The sequence below is a fragment of the Burkholderia sp. L27(2015) genome (assembly GCF_009765705.1).
Lineage (GTDB): Bacteria > Pseudomonadota > Gammaproteobacteria > Burkholderiales > Burkholderiaceae > LMUX01.
On record NZ_LMUX01000016.1, the window covers coordinates 1,029,668 to 1,048,301 of the forward strand.

The window sequence follows — 18,634 nt, forward strand, 5'->3', positions numbered from 1 at the left end:
AGCCGGTGAGAACAAACGGCAGCAGGAGTATGACTAACCAGGACCGTTGCATGATCACTTCTCCCTAATTCGACGGTTACACGAAAATAAGCAGACTTCGCTCCATGGCGAACTGCGACACCGGTCTGGTCGAGCGAGAAGATGCCTCTACCCAGTATAGGCAGTGAGATAGGTGGATAGACGCCAAAGTTCCTGTCTCAGCGGGCATTGCGTGCGTCGCGGACATCGCCGCCGCCATTTCCCATGTGTTCGAAAAAGCGGATGGCTCGCGGGTCGCCCACATGGGCGGTATTCATCCGTACCCACGCGCACCGCTCGCCGCCGGGGCGGTAATAGCTACCGGGCGCGAGAGTGATGCCGAACTGCAGTGCCTGCTCCACCAGCACCATGGAATCGTCGATGCCGGGCACGCGGGTCCAGACAAAATTGCCGCCGCTGGGCTCATCGAATATTTCCCACCCGCGTCCTTCAAGATGTTGCACGGCGGTCGAGAGCGCATCGCGAACCCGGCGCCGTAGCCGCTCCAGATATTTTCGATAGGTGCCGCGTTCGAGCAAAGCCGCTACGACGCATTCGCTGAAACGCGAGCCGCCGAGACTGGTGAGCACCTTCACATCGACGAGCCCCTTGATCAACTCGCGCTTGGCCGCGATGTAGCCGATACGTAGCGACGACGAAAGCGTCTTCGACAATCCGCCGACATAGATAACGTGGTCGAGTTGATCGAGCGAACCGAGTCGTTGTGTCGGCGTCGCCTGGAGATCTGCGTAGATATCGTCTTCCACGATCGTGAAGTCGTGTTGCTGCGCCAATTGCAGCAGCCGGAAGGCAATCTGCGGAGCGACGTTGGTCGCGGTGGGGTTATGAAATACGGTGTTGATGAAGAACAACTTCGGCTGGACGCTCTTGAGTAGATATTCCGCGACATCGACATCGGGCCCGGTCGCCAGACGCGGCACACCGATGATCCTCACGCCTTGAAGCTTGAGCAAGCCGACCAGATTGTAGTAACCGGGATCCTCGACGAATACCGTGTCGCCCGGCTTAAGCATGAACCGCACGATCAGATCGAGCGCCTGGCTGGCGCCGCTCGTCACGATGATGTTGGACATCTCGGCTTCGATGCCGATGGGCCCCAGGCGCATCTGGATTTGATTCCTGAGGTTCGCGTCGCCGTGCGGCATCGCATAGTCGATCACGCTGCTGATATCCATGCGCATGACTTGGCGCATGGCCTGGGTGATGCCTTCGAGGTCGCGCCACGCTTCAGGCACGAAGCCGCTGCTTAACTTCAAGGTCTCGCCCGGGTAGTTGAATTGCTGCAGTATTTGATGCGATTCCTCTTCGGCCAGGCGCGGATCGGATCCTCCCGAGCGCATTTCGTGGCCGACGTGAGCCGCGACGTAAAAGCCGGAGCCGTGTTTCGGCACGATCAGACCCAGCGAAGAGAGCCTGTCGTAAGCCTCGATGACCGGAAAGCGGCTGATGTGCTGGTCGGCCGCGAGCCCTCGGATCGACGGCAACTTTACGCCGGGCAGCAGTTGACGAGAGCGGATCAGCGCGGTGATGCCGGTGACGAGCTGATCTGTCATGGGCACACCATTGTGCGCATCTATAACGAAATTCATCGCGCCTGTGCTCCAAGTGTTCGAGAGAATTGACTGAACAGTATGGCGAAAGTGTTCGCTACTGTGCATTCTCAAAATTAGAGTTTAACGAAATAATGCTGTCAAGGGGTTGCCTCTTTGCGCGGCCGTCATTGGGAGAACGTTATGCGTGAGATCCGGACACTGGAGCTGCAACAAAGTGATGTACCGGTAAGCTGGTTCATCGACCGTACGCATACTTTGAGGGTTTGCCAGGGCTTGCTGTGGCTCACGCTCGAGGGTGAGCCCGACGACAGGTGGCTGCGGGCGGGGGAGTCGGTCACGTTGCCGGCCAATTCGACTATCTGGATCAGCTCGCCCGAAGCTGATAGCCGTTTCGCATTGGCATCGACGCCGCCGAAGCCGTGGATCGGCGCGATCGCTTCTTACTTGCCGAGGATATCGTTCGGCCGGGGGCGCCCACGCGTTTTATAAATCTTTCACCGCGTAGAAGGCGGCGGTTTCATAGGGGAGTGTCACGACTTCCCGGCCGCTGAGTTCCGGTTCGGCCGCAATCAACGCGCTTACCTGCTCGTCGATTTTCGCGCGCCCCTCGGGCGGCAGCGTTGCGATAAAGCTGACCGACCTTACCCGGTTCATGATCACGTCTTCGGGCGCGCCGGTATGACCATGAGAGAAGTGCTCTTCATGCAGTGCACCGAAACCCTGAAACGGAAACACCGTGCGCCAGGCGCCTGTGTAATAGCGAGGCGTGTCACCTTCGGCCTGGCTCACGATCGCGTCGAGCTGTGCTACCCAGGGAACGCGCGCATCGCGCATGTTCCACACCAGTCCGAGCTTGCCACCCGGCTTCAGCACACGATGAATTTCGGCCAAGGCTTCGGCGGTGGCAAACCAATGGAACGCCTGCGCACAGACTACGGCATCGACTGAAGCGTCGGGCAATGGAATGGATTGCGCTGAGCCGCAGAGTGCTTCGACGTCAGGCAATGCCGCAGACAACTGACCGCGCATCTGTGAAACGGGCTCGATGGCAATGACCTTGGCGCCCGTGCCCACCAAGCGAGGCGTGAACTTGCCGGTGCCCGCGCCGAGATCCACGACGGTGACGCCGGGCCGCAGGCCGAGGCTGTCGCGCAACCAGTCCGCAACACCGGGCGGATAGTCGGGACGACCGCGAACGTACTTGTCGGCCATCGTCGTGTAGCCGTCAGCGGCGGTATGGTGGACAGATTGCGTGGCATTTGTCATCGGTGCACTCCTGTTCGATAGATCGGTCTATATCGCGAGCTGCAGGCGGCCCCGCATGGAGCCGTCGGACTTGCCATCAGCATAAACAAGAACGCCCGGCTTTGCCATGCCGAAGGGTGACGGGGCACGGGCAGCGTAACGTAAGCGTAACTGTGCTCTGCTATTCTCGAGGATTGCCTCGTTCATTTCCAACGAAACCATGTTCGTCAGACCCGCAGTCGTAGAAGACAAAAACGCCATCCCCGCCTTTCTGTTGCAATTGGATTACCCAGGCACAGAGTTGTTCATCGCCGAAAAAATCGAGCGCCTGCTCGCACACCCGGATGCGGTGCTGCTGGTGGCAGAGGAAAACAACCAAGTCGTGGGCGTCATTTCTCTGCATTTCATTCCCCAATTGGCAGTGAGCGGCGACTTCTGTCGCATCAGTTACTTCTGTGTCGGGGAGGGCGCGCGCGGCAAAGGCGTGGGCGACATGTTGGAAGCCGCGGCTATGCAGGAAGCTGTGGCTCGCGGTTGTGATCGAATCGAAGTGCACTGCCACTCGCGACGATCTCGAGCGCATGCATTTTATTTTCGCCAGGGATTTGAAGAGTCTCCCAAGTATTTGATGAAGATGCTGTGAGCGCGAGCGTCGTCACATTGCGATCATAAATTCCAAGTACGGTGGGCCGTGCATCGTCTGCGGCGCATCGCGCGGGGTAGGCGACTACTGCTTGGAGACGATCGTGGTGAACAAAGTGACGAATCAACTCGGAAAAATCGAACACATCGTCTATCTGATGCTGGAAAACCGATCGTTCGACCAGATGCTCGGTTTTCTCTACAGCGACAGCGGCAACACCTCGCCAGCGGGCCACGCCTTCGACGGACTCACCGGCGAGGAATGGAACCCCGACGACCTGGGCCGGCAGATCCCTGTCTACAAAATCACGGCAAACGACCCGCATCCCTATCTGATGCCAGGCGCCGATCCGGGCGAAGGGTTCCAAAATACGAATTACCAACTCTACTCGACGGACGACCCGACGCCCGGTGCGCAAGCGGACAACAAGGGCTTTGTCCTGAACTTCAAGTCGGCGGTGGCGTCCGATCTCGCCAAGCATTACACGGACACGCTGCCCGGCACCCAGTCCTCGCAGATCATGGGCATGTACACGCCCGAGCTGTTGCCGATCTTGTCTGGGTTGGCCAAGGGTTACGCGGTCTGCGATGCGTGGTTCGCCTCGGCGCCTACCATGACGATGCCCAATCGCGCCTTCGCGTTGGCCGGCACCTCGCAGGGGCATCTGGACGATCATGTGAAGATTTTCACCTGCCCCAGTATCTTCGGGCGGCTGTCGGACAAGAATATCGATTGGGCGATCTTCGGCTACAACCGCGAGCCGCTCACGCGTCACGATTTCCCGGATGTGCAGAACGCCGCAGAAAGTCATTTCGGACATTTCCGTGATTTTCAAGAGCGCGCGGCGCACGGCACGCTACCCGCGTTGAGTTTCCTCGAACCTAGTTGGGACGCCAGCGGCAACAGCCAGCATCCAAACTATGACGTGGCGGCAGGCGAACAGTTTATCCACGATGCTTACTATGCGGTGCGCAATGGTAAAGCGTGGGCCTCGACGCTACTGATCATCACGTACGACGAGCATGGCGGAAACTACGATCACGTCGCCCCGCCGTCCGATGCGACGCCACCGGGCGACGGTACGGTAGGTGAGTACGGTTTCGATTTCACGCGCTTCGGCCTTCGGGTGCCGGCGGTGCTGGTTTCGCCGCTGATCGCGGCGGGCACGGTTTATCGCGCTGCAAGCGGGCGCATCGACCACACATCGGTACTGAAGACGATCCAGGAACGCTGGGGAACCGAAGCGCTTACGCAACGCGATCGGGCCGCCGCGTCGCTGGCCGATGTCCTGACGCTCCATAAGCCCCGCACGACCGACGACGACCCGCTCAAGGGCGTCGCGGTGCCCGTGTCGGGCGTCCATCATCCGAATGCCGCTACGCCATCCAAGCTCGATAAGATCCACGCGGCTCGCGTCGCGGCGCTGCCTCTGCGCAATGAGAAAGGACATTACCAGGAGGCAGCGCCGATGCTGACGTCTACTTCAGAACTCGGCGATTTCATTCGCGACCGGACGGCGGCTTGGAGTCAGCATATCCAGCGCCAGCAGAATCGACGCAAATGAGTGACGTGCGCGATTATTCCCGTTTTGCGCCCGTGACCTTGACGACATTCGCCCAGCGCACGATCTCAGTGTGCAGGTAGTCCTTGAAATACTCAGGCGTTCCGCCGACCGGCGTCAACGCCTGGGAATCGAACAAGGTCTTGACGGCCGGGGTCTTCAGCGCTTTGTCGATCGCATCGCTCATGATCTTGACGTTTGCGGGCGGCGTGCCCTTGGGCGCGAGCACGGCGGTCCAGTTGTAATCCTGGATATCCTTGTAGCCCAATTCATAAAGCGTGGGCACGTTAGGCAGGCTTGCAACGCGTTCCTTGCTGGACACCGCCAAGGCCCGGACCTTGCCGGTCTTGATATAAGGCAGCACCGACGCGAGAGCCACCGAAGCCACTGGCGTTTCGCCGCCCAATACCGCCACCGCCGCCGGCCCTGCGCCACGATAGGGGATGCTCGTCATGTTCGATTTCCAGACGACTTGAAACAAGTAGTCGGCTGAGAGTGCAGGGGTGGTGCCGGCCCCCGGGGTTGCATACCCAAGCGGGCGCTGGGTCGCCAGGACCTTCAAGTCGGCGAGTGTTTTAGCCGGTACCGCATCGTTCACCACGATCACGTTGGGCTGTGAACTGACGAGCGAAACCGGGATGAAGTCTTCCTCGGCGTTATAGCCCGCGTCCTTGCCCCACAGCGCGGGGTTGACGGCAAACGAAGTGGTCGTGACGAGGTACGTGTAGCCATCGGGTGCGGTGATCGCGACGGCGTGCGCGCCGACGTTGCCGCCTGCGCCACCGCGGTTTTCTATGACCACCGACTGGCCCAGGATTTCCGTGAGCTTGGGCGCCACCATCCGTGCCGTGATGTCGGAAATGCCGCCCGGCGGATAGGCGACGATCATTCTGATGGTCTTGTCCGGATAGCCGGCAGCGTGAACCACGCCTGGCGCTGTCGAACCGGCGACTGCCAGGGCAAGCCAACTGAATGCCAGCCACGCCCGCTTGATAATGTGCATCCTCTCCTCCCTATTTATGGTGTGGATACAGTGTACACATTTCGCGGCAATCTTGAATGCTACGTGGACGCGTGGCAACGCGGTAGGGCTCAGCCGATCAAGGGATATCGCCTTCGTCGAACAATTTATGCTGGACCGCATATCGCACCAACATTGCGTCGCTTTGCATCTGCATTTTTTCGAGGATCCGTGCTTTATAAGTGCTCACGGTTTTCGCGCTGATCGAAAGCTGCAGCGCGATATTATTCACCGAATGACCCTCCACCAAGCGACGTAACACGTCGAATTCGCGATCGGACAGCCGCTCGTGCGGTTGGGCGGCAACCGGGCTGCTCAGGTCCCTGGCGAGCCGCTCGGCCATCGGCACGCTGACATAAATGCCGCCACCGGCAATCCGCGCGACGGCCGCGACCAGTTCCTCGCGGGCGGCTTCCTTCGTCATGTAACCGGATGCGCCCGCGGCAAATGCGCGCTTCGCATATTGTTGCTCCGCGTGCATGGTCAAGACCAGGATCTTCAAGTGCGGATGTTCGTCCCTCAATTGTTTGATGATATCGAGACCATTGCGTCCCGGCATCGATAAATCGAGTATCAGTACATCGGCGGATTGCACGCGCGCCAACGCGATGATGGAAGGGCCATCGGCGGCGTCGCCCGCGATTTCGAACTGGCCAGCTTTCGTCAGCAGGTAGCGCAGGCCGTCGCGCACCAGCGCGTGATCGTCGGCGATCAAGACACGGATCATGGTTTTCCTCCGCTGAGTTGACCTTTGAGCGCGGCAGCCGATAACACCACGGTCAGCCGAAAGCCTTTGCCGGGCGCGCTGATGATATCGAGATCACCGTCCAGCAAATGCGCCCGCTCGCGCACGCCGAGCAGCCCAAAGGAATTACTGGGGCTACTCGCATCGCTGGCTATGCCACAGCCGTCATCGCTTACCTGGACGACAAAGCCACGGTCTTCGAGCCGCAGCTCCACATTGACCGTCGTCGCGTGCGCATGGCGAGCCACGTTGGTCAACGCCTCCTGCACGATCCTGAAAATTGCGCTTGCTGCGTCCGGCGAGAAGTCGATGTGGTGAATGTCGACGCCATTCGTCACGGCAATGCCATAGCGCTCGGAAAAATCGGTGATCAGCCATTCGATTGCGGATTCCAGCCCGAGATCGTCGAGCATTGCGGGACGCAAATCCGCCGCGATACGTCGCACCGACGAAACGGCCCGGTCGAGCAGCGTGTAGATCTGCTGCACCTGCTCGAGCAGCACTGCTTTGTCGGCGTCCGCGCGTAATTCGTATTCGAGGATGGTGACATTCAAGTTGAGCGCTGTCAGTTGTTGGCCAAAGTCGTCATGAATTTCGCGCGCAATGCGCTTTTTTTCTTCTTCGCGAGCGGCCTGAATGCCGCCCGACAAGCGCCGCAAGTCTTCGCGCGACGCGTGCAGCGCATTTTCGGCGCGCACGCGCTCCGAAATATCGCGCAGCATCACGGTGTAAAGCTTGCCGTCGCCGACCTTGATTTGGGAGATCGATGCATCGACGGGAAACTCCTCGCCGTTCGCACGCAGGCCGAACAATCGACGCTGGCCGCCCATGGGCCGGTCGGAAACGCCGGTAGCACCGAAACGCTCGACGTGGGCGCGGTGTTCGACCCGATAACGTTCAGGCATGAAACGCTCGAGCGGCGCGCCTATCATGTCCGCCGCCGCGTAGCCAAACACGCGTTCGGCCATCGGGTTGAAAATAACGACGTGTTGGGTTTCGTCGACCACGATGATGACCTCCATCGCGGAGCGAATGATGGCGCGTAGACGCGCTTCGTCTGTTATTGCGCGCGAGTTGGGCATTGAAGGGTCCACGGCGGAAAGTTTGCCTGCACGGCGACTCCGTACAGGCATGAGGGCATGGACGGGATCGTGCTGCCCATAACGGCGCAACGATGGTACGCAGTCGCGACATTCGTCGACGCGACGTCGAGACAATAAGACTCAATTGTCGATACTGCGCCATTCTCCTTCAATTTTCCAGCACATTCAGGCGGGTGGTCGGGTGCGGGCCGAACGGCACCTGAGCGCACTCGACGGCATCCGAGGCTACCTCGCCGCAGGCGGCGGCATCCCGCTGTGCTCTAGGGAATTCCCTACACGCGGCGTAGCCGTACCCTACGCGAACATCCGTCACGTCCGATATCCAAAAAAATGACGTGCGCCGATACTGCTTATAGGGAGCCACTCCCATCGTTCGTCGCGATGAAACCCGTGCAGTATGCGACGCGTGCCATTTCTTCGACAAGCCCATGAAGCTCTACCGATTCGCGATGCGATCGGGATGAGGGTCGGGAAATCAATGTAGCAAGCAGGAGAAATGCCATGATGTCGCTCGATAGTACGTTGGCTCAGCCCCTGGCGTATCGGCCCCTAGCCGGTCGTCGATCCGCCGACGCGGTGCATTGTTCGAATTGCGCGACCCGCAATATCTGCATGCCTAGCGGGCTGAGCGTGGCGGACTTTGTTCAGCTGGACGCAATGATCTGCACCACGCGCAGGATCAGCCAGGGCGAAGCGCTGTATCGCGCTGGAGATCTGTTCCAAAGCCTCTATACGATCAAGGCCGGTTCTTTCAAGACCGTCATGGTGTTACGCGACGGGCGCGAGCAGATTACCGGGTTTCAACTGGTGGGCGAGCCGCTGGGCATCGATGGCGTCAGCACCGAGCGGCACATGTGTGACGCGATCGCACTGGAAGACAGCGTGTTGTGCATCATCCCGTTCCAGATGCTCGAAGCCGTTTGCCACGAAGTCGTGACCATGCAGCGCCATCTGCACCGATTGATGTGTAGTGAAATCGCGCGTGAGTCGGGGCTGCTCACGCTGTTGGGCAGCATGCGTGCGGAAGAGCGCGTGTCGGCGTTTCTGCTGAATTTGTCGCTGCGTCTTCAGGTACGCGGCTATTCGCCTACCGAGTTTCAGTTGCGCATGAAGCGCGAGGAAATCGGCAGTTTTTTGGGCATGAAGCTCGAAACCGTGAGCCGCATGCTCTCGAAATTTCAGAAAGACCATTTGATCGAGGTGCAAGGCCGTCAGATCAAGATTCTCGATGTCGACGCATTACGCCGCGTCAGTGCGGACGGCCCGATGCCGTCGTTGGCACCGGTTCGTGAATGTGTGTCCCAATAAGCGAATCGCGACTTGCCCCGCATTTGATCCATATCAACAGGGCGACTTCTCCCTACTCTTAATCTCGAATGTATCCAGACGGCGCACATGACGCATTCCGTGTCGCCGCAGTGCTCGCGCGGCTCAAGCGCGCGACAGGATCTTGGAGAAAGCCATGGACCCGTCACACAGTGTTGCTCTCGAAGTCGCCGCGAAAGCCCCCCTTGCAGCCAAAGCCAACACCCGAAAGCTCGGCTTGCCGCTGCTCACCGGGGTGGTCATTGCATCGATGATCGGTGGCGGCGCCTTTAGCCTGCCTCAAAACATGGCCCAGGGCGCGGGGCTGGCCGCGGTCATCATCGCTTGGATCATCACGCTCTTCGGCATGTTCTTCCTGTCGAACACGTTTCGCACGCTGGCCGACAAAAGGCCTGACCTGAAGGCCGGGATCTATTCCTACGCGAAAGAAGGATTCGGCTCGCTGGCAGGCTTCGAGATGGCCTGGGGGTACTGGTTGTCCGCTGCGTTCGGCAACGTTGCATTCGCAGTGCTGATCATGAAGACGGTCGGTTATTTCTTTCCCATGTTCGCCAGCGGCAGCAATTGGCCCTCGATCGCCGGCGCGTCGGCGCTGATCTGGGTGATGCATTTCACTGTGCTCTCGGGGGTCAAACGGGCCGCCGTGTTGAACGTGATTTCAAGCGTGCTCAATATCGGCACGATTACCGTCGCGCTGTGCGCCATGGCGGTGGCCATCAAGGGCGGCATGTTTTCGTACGATTTCTGGGGCGCGCAGGAACATCTGGGTGGCCTGCTCGGGCAGGTCAAGAGCACCATGCTGGTCACCTTATGGGTGTTTATCGGCATCGAGGGAGCAGTGGTGGTATCGGATCGGGCAAGCAAGACGTCGCAGGTCGGTGCCGCCACCTTTCTCGGGCTCATCGTATGTACCGTGCTCTATTTCCTGCTGTCCGCGTTGCCGTTCGGCGTGATGCACCAGGCGCAACTCGCTGGCCTCGCGGCGCCGTCCGCCGCCTATGTGCTCAAAGCCGCCGTCGGTGATTGGGGCGCCGTGTTCATCGCCGTATCGCTGCTGATCTCGCTGCTCAGTTGCTGGCTGGCCTGGACCATCCTGGTTGCCGAATTACCGTACGAAGGGGCGAAAGACGGCGTATTTCCGAAGTTTCTTGCTTACGAAAATCGCCATCATGCCGCGGCACCGTCGCTCTGGGTGTCCAGCGCCACCATGCAATTGGCCGTCTTCGTGGTGCTGTTCGCACAAGACGCCTGGACCTGGCTGATTTCGATCACCGGCGTCATGATCTTGCCGCCCTATCTTGCCAGTACCGCATTTTTGTGGCGCTTCGCGGCGCAATCGAAGTATGTGGCCAGCGCTGGCGAAACCGCTCGCGAATCGATCTGGACGGGCGTGCTCGCCACCATTTATGCGCTGTGGTTGCTTTACGCGGCCGGCCCACAGTTCATCCTGATGTCGACCATCCTGTTCGCGCTTGGGTTCCCCGTCTTCTGGTGGGCACGGCGCGAGCATGCACCGGATCAACCCGTTTTCAGCCGCAGCGAAGCCGTGGTGGCCGCAGTGCTTGTGCTCGCCGCGCTTGCCGCGATCGTGTTGTTCATGCTTGGCAAGGTGAAGATCAGTTAGCCCAATGTTTTCCTGGAGATGGCCATGTTGTACGACCGGATGTTCGGCTTTCTGTTTTGCTGCACGATGCCGCTCCCGCCGTCAGTCGCGCCATCGCGTTTGCAGCGCATTGTCGATGAGCTAGGGCGCCTCGGTTACGCCACCACGCTCACCGCAACGCCCGCACAAGCCTGTTCGGCAATTCGCAGCGATGCGGCGCTCGGATGCGTGATCGTGGAATGGTCGTTGACCGAATCGGAAAGCGAGGTCGAGACGTTCGTCCGTTATGTGCGCGATCGCGGTCTGGACATGCCGATTTTTATCCTCGTGGAGCGCCACTTGCTGCAGGAAGTGCCGGTGGCCGTGTTGGGCGATGTGACGGGGTACGTGTTCATCGAAGAGGACACGCCGGAGTTCGTCGCGCGCAATCTGGCGAGCCATCTGCGCAGTTATGCCGAATCGCTGAAAACGCCGTTTTTCGGCGCGATGGTGGATTACGCGGAACAGGCGAACCAGATGTGGACGTGCCCAGGCCATAACGGCGGCGTCTTTTACCAGAAGAGTCCGATTGGGCGAGCGTTCGTGGAGCACCTGGGCGAGGCCGTGTTTCGCAACGACCTCGATAACTCGGTGGTTGAACTGGGCGATTTACTGACTCATGAGGGTCCGGCACTGGCCGCTCAAAAGGCCGCCGCTCGTATCTTCGGTGCCGAGCGCACCTATTTCGTCCTCAATGGCACGTCGACTTCCAACAAGATCGTGCTGACTGCGCTGGTCGCACCCGGCGACCTGGTGCTGTTCGATCGCAATAATCACAAGGCGGCCCATCATGGCGCGCTGATCCTCGGTGGTGGCATTCCCGTCTATCTTCCCACCCAACGCAACGCACACGGCATGATCGGCCCCATCGATTTCGATGCGCTCGACGAACAGCACATACGCGAAAGCATACGTTCCAATCCTTTGATCGAAGACCCGCAGGCCTGGCGGCGCGAGCGACCGTTCCGGGTGGCGGTGATCGAGCAATGTACGTACGACGGCACGATCTACGACGCCCAAATGATCGTGGAGAAGCTCGGCCCCTTATGCGAATACATCATGTTCGATGAGGCCTGGGCCGGATTCATGAAATTCCACCCGCTGTTCAAAGGGCGGTTTGCCATGGGCGTGGAAGGACTGGGTCCGACCACCCCCGGCATTATCGCGACCCAATCGACGCATAAACAATTGGCGGGTTTCTCGCAAGCGTCACAGATCCATATCAAGGACGCTCACCTGGACGGGCAACGTCGGCAGGTCGGCCACCGGCGCTTCAATGAAGTGTTCATGCAGCACGCGTCGACCTCGCCGTTTTATCCCTTGTTCGCATCACTCGATGTGGGCGCGCAGATGATGAAAGGCCGTTCGGGCGAAGTGCTGTGGGACGACACCATCAAGCTCGGCATAGAGATGCGCAAGAAAATGCGCCTGCTGCAACGCGAATTCGAAGCCACCGAAACGGACCCGGCGCGGCAATGGTTTTTCGATCCGTTCGTGCCCGATAGGGTCGACGTGCGCGGCAGCCTGGAGCGCTGGGAGGATGTGCCGACCGACGAGCTGGCCGGCGACGCGCGCTACTGGGCGCTGGTTCCTGGGCAGCAATGGCATGGTTTTGCGCATCTCGCGCCGGGCTATGCGATGACCGATCCGAATAAATTGACGCTGCTGACGCCCGGGTTCGATCGCTGTACGGGCGCGTATGCAGCGCATGGCATTCCGGCAGCACTCTTGGCGCAGTTTCTTCGCGAAAGGCGCATCGTGCCGGAGAAGAACGACCTCAATAGCATTCTATTTTTGTTGACGCCGGGGTTGGAGTCGACGAAAGCGGGCACGTTGCTGTCAGCGTTGGTTCAATTCAAAAAGCTGCACGACGACAATGCATTGCTCGACGACGTGATGCCGTCGTTCGTAGCGACACATTCCGCGCGCTATGCGGGCGTGGGGCTGCGCGACCTGTGCGCCGAAATGCACGGGTTCTATCGTGAGCACAGCGTGAGCCGGCTGCAACGCGAGCAATTTCGTGCGGAGCATTTTCCGACCGTGGCGATGACGCCTCAAGAAGCGACACACGAGATGGTGCGCAACAACGTCGACCTGTTGCCGATCGAGAAAATCGGCGGAAAGATCGCCGCCACCATTGCCTTGGTTTACCCGCCCGGCATCGGCGTGGTGGTGCCGGGCGAGCGGTACGACGAGCGGGCTAGGCCGATGCTCGAGTATTTCCGGATGTTCGAGCAAAGCGCAAACCGCTTTCCGGGTTTCGAAAACGAAATTCAGGGCATTTACCGTAAAGCGGAAGCCGACGGCACGGTTCGTCTCTATACCTACGTAGTGCGCGAGTAACGCCGATAGTAAGAATTAAGGAGCTTGACCATGACTTTAGGCGTGCATTCTGAGGCAGGAAAACTTCGTGCGGTGATGGTCTGCTGCCCGGGCCTCGCGCATCGACGTCTTACGCCCGGTAATCGAGCCTCGCTGTTGTTCGACGACGTCATGTGGGTCGACAAAGCGATCGAGGACCACCAGTTCTTTGCGCGCGTGATGCGCGAACGCGATATCGAGGTGTTGGAGTTTCATCATCTTCTGGCCGAGATATGCCTGGACAGCACGGCGCGCGACTGGATTCTCGATCGACGTATCGTGGAAGAAGAGGTCGGTACGGGCATGTTGCGTGAGCTGCGGTTGTGGCTTGAGGAGATGCCCGCGCAAAAGCTCGCGGACGTGCTGATCGGCGGCGTCGCCAAGGACGAGTTGCCGTTCGACGCGCGCGGGTTGTTCGGCGGATATTTGGAGCATTCGGAGTTCGTGATTCAGCCACTCGTCAACCTGATATTCCAGCGCGACCCCAGTGCGTGGATCTACGGTGGCGTGACCTTGCACCCGATGTTCTGGAATGCGCGCCGCAAAGAGGCGCTGCTGCTTGCGGCAGTGTACCGATTCCACCCCCGCTTTGCGGGCAAGGTCAAGACTTGGTGGGGAGACCCCGACCGCAACTACGGCGTCGAGACCCTGGAAGGCGGCGACGTGCTGGTGATAGGCAACGGTGTCGTGCTTATCGGCATGGGTGAGCGTTCCAGCCCCCAGGCGGTCACGCAAGTGGCGCGGGCCTTGTTCGCAGGTAACGGCGCGAAGCGGGTGATTGCCTGCCAGTTGCCGAAGGAGCGCTCGGCGATGCATCTCGATACCGTGTTCTCGTTTCTCGACATCGATTTCGTCAGCATCTACCCCGACGTTGCCGACGGCATCCGGTGCACGAGCTTGTATCCCGGCGATGCGCTCGGTGAAATCCGCTACGAGCGCCATGACGACAAGTTTCTTTCGGTCGTGACTGCAGCGCTTGGCGTCGGTTCGTTGCGCGTGTTGACCACCGGTGGCGACCGGTACGAAACCGAGCGCGAGCAATGGGACGACGGCAACAACGTGCTGGCGCTGGACCGCCGCGTGGTGCTTGCCTACGACCGCAATACCTACACAAACCGCAAGATGCGTCAGGCAGGCGTGGAAGTCATCGAAATCCCAGGGGGAGAACTGGGTCGCGGCAGAGGCGGCAGCCACTGCCTGAGTTGCCCGATCGAGCGAGACCCTATCCATATTTGATTGCGCATCTGATTTTTCATGTGATCCATCACCGGAACTTGCCATGTTCAACGTACACAACCGCAGCTATCTAAGCCTGATCGAATACACGCCCAAACAAATCCACTACCTGCTGGATTTGTCGCGTGACCTCAAGCGCGCGAAATATGCGGGAACCGAAGTGCCGCGCCTGACCGGGAAAAACATCGCGCTGATCTTCGAAAAGACATCAACGCGCACGCGTTGTGCGTTCGAGGTGGCGGCGCACGATCAAGGGGCACACGTCACGTATATCGATCCGGGCGCGTCGCAGATCGGACACAAGGAGTCGATGAAGGACACTGCGCGCGTGTTGGGGCGCATGTATGACGCGATCGAATATCGAGGCTATGGCCAGGAGGTGGTGGAGGAGCTCGCGAAGTATGCGGGGGTACCCGTGTACAACGGGTTGACCGACGAGTTTCATCCGACGCAAATGCTTGCCGACATGCTCACCATGCGTGAATTCAGCGACAAGCCGTTGCACGAGGTGAGCTACTGCTACATCGGTGATGCGCACAACAACACCGGCAATTCGCTCATGATCGTGGGGGCCAAGCTCGGCATGGATGTGCGTTTGTGCGCGCCGCGCAGCCTGTGGCCGCATGACGCGCTGATTGCGCAATGCCGCGAGATCGCGGCGTCGACCGGCGCGCGGCTCACCTTGACGGATCAGCGCGAGGAAGCGGTGAAGGGCGTCGATTTTATCTATACCGACGTCTGGGTGTCGATGGGCGAACCGTTCGAGACGTGGGGCGAGCGCATCGACGCGCTGCTGCCTTACCAGGTCAACGCCGCGTTGATGGCTGCCAGTGGCAACCCGCGCGTGAAGTTCATGCATTGCCTGCCGGCGCTGCACGATAGCCGCACGGAGGTCGGCAAACAAATCGCCGACAAGTACGGTCTTGCCGACGGCGTGGAAGTGACGGATCAGGTGTTCGAGTCCGACGCGGCTATCATCTTCGAGCAGGCGGAAAACCGTCTGCATACGATCAAGGCGATTCTGGTCGCAACGCTGTCGGCATGAGGAGCGCATCATGAGAATCGTCGTCGCCCTCGGCGGGAACGCACTGCTCAAGCGCGGTGAGCGCATGAGTGCCGATGCGCAACGCGCTAATGTGCGCGTCGCCGCGGCTCAACTCGCCGCGGTGGCGGCCGGCAACGATCTTGTGATCGTGCATGGCAACGGCCCGCAAGTGGGGTTGCTGGCGTTGCAGAGCGTGAGTACGCCGCAGGCCGAGCCGTTTCCGCTGGACGTACTGGATGCGCAAACCGAAGGCATGATCGGCTACATGATCGAGCAGGAGCTCGCGAACTTGCTCCCGCAAGCGCGCGCGTGCGCAACCTTGCTGACGATGGTGGAGGTGGACCGTGCGGATCCGGCCTTCCAACATCCGGACAAGCCGATCGGGCCGCTCTATACCCAGGCCAACGCTGACGCCGCTGCACGTGCCAAGGGCTGGACGATGGCGCGAGACGAGGGTGGGTATCGCCGCGTTGTACCGAGTCCGGCGCCGACGCGGCTGCTCGATCTGCGCCCGGTAAAGTGGCTGCTCGAACACGGCACGATAGTCATTTGCGCAGGCGGCGGCGGGATTCCTGTCGTGGTGGACGAACACGGGTTGCATACCGGCGTGGAGGCTGTCATCGACAAGGATCGCAGCGCTGCGATGCTCGCGCGCGAACTCGATGCCGATCTGTTTGTGATTGCGACCGACGTACGTGCGGTCTACTTGGATTGGGATAGCCCATCGCGCCGGCCCATTGTGCGCGCGAATCCTGGTGCGTTCGGTGCGCTGAATTTTGCGCGCGGCTCGATGAGTCCGAAGGTCGAGGCCGCATGCGATTTCGCGCGCCGCACCGGTCGCCGGGCTGTGATCGGTGCGCTGACCGATATCGAGCAACTCATTGCCGCGACGGCCGGCACATCGATCGTTGCGGATCAGGTCGGGATGGATGTCGGGGTCATGAGCGGGATCGTGAGCGGGGCATCTGCCCCGATAGCTACGGGGATAGTTACCGGATAGCTAGTGGGATAGCTACCGGACAACCGCAGACTCGCCTTAATGCGCCATCAGCACCGGGATCGTCATCGAGGACAGGATGGTGCGCGTGGCGCCTCCCAGCATGACCTCCCTGAACCGCGAATGGCCATATCCGCCCATCACGAGCAGATCGGCGTTGCAATCGAGCGCGTGCGATAGCAGCGCGTTGCCCACGCCCAGATCGGAGGGCGTCGTTTGTTGCGAGACCTCGATGTTGATGCCGTGACGAGCCAGGTAAAGCGCGATGTCCGTACCCGGCTGTTCACCGTGCACCCACGATGGCTTCTCGGCGTTGAAGACCACCACCTGAACGAAGTCCGCCTGCTTGAGTATCGGGATCGCCGCGGTGACCGCGCGCGTTGCGCTCATGCTCGCGTCCCATGCAACGAGTACGCGCTTGCCCACCTGCGCAAAGTGGCCGATATACGGAACCATCAGCACCGGGCGACCGGAATTCACGAGTACGTATTGGGGGAAGTCCGAACCCAGGAAAAGGGCGGGCGCATTGGCATCGATTTGTCCGATCACGACCAGATCAGCATAGCGCGCTTGCAGGCTCAAGGCGGCCCCCGCATCGTCGTCGGCGACGCGTTTCTCGTACGACCTGACGTCGAACTTCTGCGTAATCGTTTCGAATTTCGCGAGTACGTTGTCCGCGCGCTGCCGCAGTGGCTTGAGAATCTCGGCGAAGTTGAACGTGCCTTCGCCCATCGCACCGGGAAATGAAAACTGCGCCGATATCCCGGTCGCGGCCAAGCCGATCAAATGCGCGTCGTATTTCATCGCCAGACGCGCGGCAGTTTCGATTTGCTCGTCGACGTGAGCGGATTCGTCCACATGGACAAGTATGGTTTTATAGGACATGCGACACCCCTGGCGTGGATCGGCTCAGCCTAGCGGCGCCGACAAAATATTTGCGTGCATAGGCCAACAGTTGCAGATCGGTGGGGTGATCGACGGTTTCCAGGCTGATCACCTGTTCTGCAAGATGGTGTTGGTGTTTCAGCAGGTATTTTAGAAAAGCGAGCTTTTCGTTACCTGGCCCCACGATCAAAATCTCAAGCGCACCCTGAAGTGCGTTCGCGATATCGTTGAAGTAGGGTTTGTTCTCGTGACGGCCGCCTCCCGTCTTTTCCGATTTCGTATGGGTCGAGTGCGTCTTGATGATTTCGTTCGCCGCCGTCTCGGGGGTGAAGTGAATAACGTGCGCTTGCGCGTGGTCTAACCACACGATGACGTGGTCGAAAGACATGGTATTAATCCCTGCAATGAGCCTTGCAATGAGCCTTAAAAAGAGGGCGCGGCATGCAAGTGACGGCGCGCCCTATGCGAGTTCAGGACACGGACATCAAGCCACGGACAAATTGTCGACGACTTCCGTGACCCCGGGAACCGCCCATGCCGCGTCTTCTGCGGTACGGCGTTCGTGCCACGCGCCGACCCGGCCATTGAGCGTGATCTTGCCGCCTTCCACGAAAACCTTGATGCCCGACGATTCGAATGCGGCGTTGCGCTGATAGGCTTGGGTGATGCGCGCGTGCACGTCAGCGGTCGTCACCCGCGGTTCGATCTTGATGTGATTGCTCACGAAGACGACGCCTCCGAGGCCGTGCACGGCGTTTTCCACGGCTTGTTTTTGATATTGCCACTTGACGGTGCCGGTGAGCGTCACCCAGCCTTTTTCAACTGTCACCCTGACGCTGTCGGCCGGCAGATAGATGCTCCATGCGAGGACGTCCGCGGCACGGCGCGCGATCTCGTCGTCTTCATATTTCCTGTCGAACGGCAGACGGACTTCGATATCCTCGGCGATGGCCCGCAGGTGTTTCACGTGACCGACCACGCGTTCGACCGCGACCTTCTCGACGTAGGAGGCGACGTGTCCGGTCAGCGTGGCGACGCCGTCCTTGACGGCGACACCGATACCCGCCGCATCGATACTGGGTTCAAAGTCGAGTGCGCGTTCGATGTCGGTGCGAAGTAGGGTGTCGCTGGTCATGATAGGTGCTCCTGTCTGAGTGCGAAAGTACGCTCAGTCATCATCTCAGGCCGGTAGCGGCGCCACTTGATCTAGCGCAAGCCGGCGCCCATAATTT

The 18,634-nt window shown here is 60.0% G+C and carries 17 protein-coding genes; 9 read left to right on the forward strand and 8 right to left on the reverse strand.

Annotated features, from left to right (window positions below; translation table 11 throughout):
* Positions 1 to 197: 197 nt before the first annotated feature.
* The gene (locus GSQ77_RS12585; RefSeq protein ID WP_254067568.1) at positions 198 to 1,592 is read right to left on the reverse strand and encodes a PLP-dependent aminotransferase family protein; all 1,395 of its coding nucleotides are present in this window, start codon (positions 1,590 to 1,592) and stop codon (positions 198 to 200) included.
* A gap of 180 nt (positions 1,593 to 1,772) precedes the next feature.
* On the opposite strand from GSQ77_RS12585, the gene GSQ77_RS12590 reads away from it, so the two are divergent.
* Positions 1,773 to 2,081, forward strand: a complete 309-nt coding sequence (locus GSQ77_RS12590; protein WP_158902450.1) for a DUF2917 domain-containing protein — start codon at positions 1,773 to 1,775, stop codon at positions 2,079 to 2,081.
* Here the strand turns inward: GSQ77_RS12590 and GSQ77_RS12595 are convergent.
* A complete protein-coding gene (locus GSQ77_RS12595) occupies positions 2,076 to 2,858 on the reverse strand; it encodes a class I SAM-dependent methyltransferase (RefSeq protein WP_158902452.1) in 783 nt (260 codons plus the stop codon). The genes GSQ77_RS12590 and GSQ77_RS12595 overlap by 6 nt on opposite strands.
* Before the next feature lie 280 nt (positions 2,859 to 3,138).
* Between GSQ77_RS12595 and GSQ77_RS12600 the strand changes: the two genes are divergently transcribed.
* The gene (locus tag GSQ77_RS12600) at positions 3,139 to 3,480 is read left to right on the forward strand and encodes a GNAT family N-acetyltransferase (RefSeq protein WP_254067569.1); all 342 of its coding nucleotides are present in this window, start codon (positions 3,139 to 3,141) and stop codon (positions 3,478 to 3,480) included.
* Positions 3,481 to 3,595: 115 nt separating this feature from the next.
* Positions 3,596 to 5,044, forward strand: a complete 1,449-nt coding sequence (locus GSQ77_RS12605; RefSeq protein ID WP_158903011.1) for an alkaline phosphatase family protein — start codon at positions 3,596 to 3,598, stop codon at positions 5,042 to 5,044.
* A gap of 13 nt (positions 5,045 to 5,057) precedes the next feature.
* On the opposite strand, the gene GSQ77_RS12610 is transcribed toward GSQ77_RS12605, so the two are convergent.
* The 3 genes from GSQ77_RS12610 to GSQ77_RS12620 form a co-directional block, all read right to left on the reverse strand.
* Positions 5,058 to 6,044, reverse strand: coding sequence for a tripartite tricarboxylate transporter substrate binding protein (locus GSQ77_RS12610; protein ID WP_158902456.1), 987 nt, complete (start codon positions 6,042 to 6,044; stop codon positions 5,058 to 5,060).
* 97 nt (positions 6,045 to 6,141) lie between these two features.
* On the reverse strand, positions 6,142 to 6,789 hold the full coding sequence (locus GSQ77_RS12615) for a response regulator transcription factor (protein ID WP_158902458.1): 648 nt from the start codon (positions 6,787 to 6,789) through the stop codon (positions 6,142 to 6,144).
* Complete coding sequence (locus GSQ77_RS12620; RefSeq protein WP_254067570.1) at positions 6,786 to 7,889, reverse strand: PAS domain-containing sensor histidine kinase; 1,104 nt, start codon at positions 7,887 to 7,889, stop codon at positions 6,786 to 6,788. Before GSQ77_RS12620 ends, GSQ77_RS12615 begins: the two co-directional genes overlap by 4 nt.
* A gap of 522 nt (positions 7,890 to 8,411) precedes the next feature.
* Between GSQ77_RS12620 and GSQ77_RS12625 the strand changes: the two genes are divergently transcribed.
* From GSQ77_RS12625 to arcC, 6 genes are all read left to right on the forward strand, one after another.
* Positions 8,412 to 9,218, forward strand: coding sequence for a helix-turn-helix domain-containing protein (locus GSQ77_RS12625; protein ID WP_158902462.1), 807 nt, complete (start codon positions 8,412 to 8,414; stop codon positions 9,216 to 9,218).
* 154 nt (positions 9,219 to 9,372) lie between these two features.
* On the forward strand, positions 9,373 to 10,860 hold the full coding sequence (locus GSQ77_RS12630; protein ID WP_158902464.1) for a basic amino acid/polyamine antiporter: 1,488 nt from the start codon (positions 9,373 to 9,375) through the stop codon (positions 10,858 to 10,860).
* Between the two features lie 24 nt (positions 10,861 to 10,884).
* Positions 10,885 to 13,221 (forward strand): ornithine decarboxylase, encoded by a 2,337-nt coding sequence (gene speC, locus GSQ77_RS12635; protein WP_158902466.1) that lies wholly within the window; start codon positions 10,885 to 10,887, stop codon positions 13,219 to 13,221.
* 30 nt (positions 13,222 to 13,251) lie between these two features.
* Positions 13,252 to 14,475, forward strand: a complete 1,224-nt coding sequence (locus tag GSQ77_RS12640) for an arginine deiminase (protein WP_158902469.1) — start codon at positions 13,252 to 13,254, stop codon at positions 14,473 to 14,475.
* Positions 14,476 to 14,518: 43 nt separating this feature from the next.
* The gene (locus GSQ77_RS12645; RefSeq protein ID WP_158902471.1) at positions 14,519 to 15,520 is read left to right on the forward strand and encodes an ornithine carbamoyltransferase; all 1,002 of its coding nucleotides are present in this window, start codon (positions 14,519 to 14,521) and stop codon (positions 15,518 to 15,520) included.
* Between the two features lie 10 nt (positions 15,521 to 15,530).
* Positions 15,531 to 16,520, forward strand: coding sequence for a carbamate kinase (gene arcC / locus GSQ77_RS12650; RefSeq protein ID WP_158902473.1), 990 nt, complete (start codon positions 15,531 to 15,533; stop codon positions 16,518 to 16,520).
* A gap of 36 nt (positions 16,521 to 16,556) precedes the next feature.
* Here the strand turns inward: arcC and GSQ77_RS12655 are convergent, their stop codons facing one another.
* The 3 genes from GSQ77_RS12655 to GSQ77_RS12665 form a co-directional block, all read right to left on the reverse strand.
* On the reverse strand, positions 16,557 to 17,402 hold the full coding sequence (locus tag GSQ77_RS12655; protein ID WP_158902476.1) for a universal stress protein: 846 nt from the start codon (positions 17,400 to 17,402) through the stop codon (positions 16,557 to 16,559).
* Complete coding sequence (locus tag GSQ77_RS12660; RefSeq protein WP_158902479.1) at positions 17,392 to 17,790, reverse strand: translational machinery protein; 399 nt, start codon at positions 17,788 to 17,790, stop codon at positions 17,392 to 17,394. Before GSQ77_RS12660 ends, GSQ77_RS12655 begins: the two co-directional genes overlap by 11 nt.
* A gap of 96 nt (positions 17,791 to 17,886) precedes the next feature.
* The gene (locus tag GSQ77_RS12665; protein WP_158902482.1) at positions 17,887 to 18,537 is read right to left on the reverse strand and encodes a BON domain-containing protein; all 651 of its coding nucleotides are present in this window, start codon (positions 18,535 to 18,537) and stop codon (positions 17,887 to 17,889) included.
* Between the last annotated feature and the right edge of the window lie 97 nt (positions 18,538 to 18,634).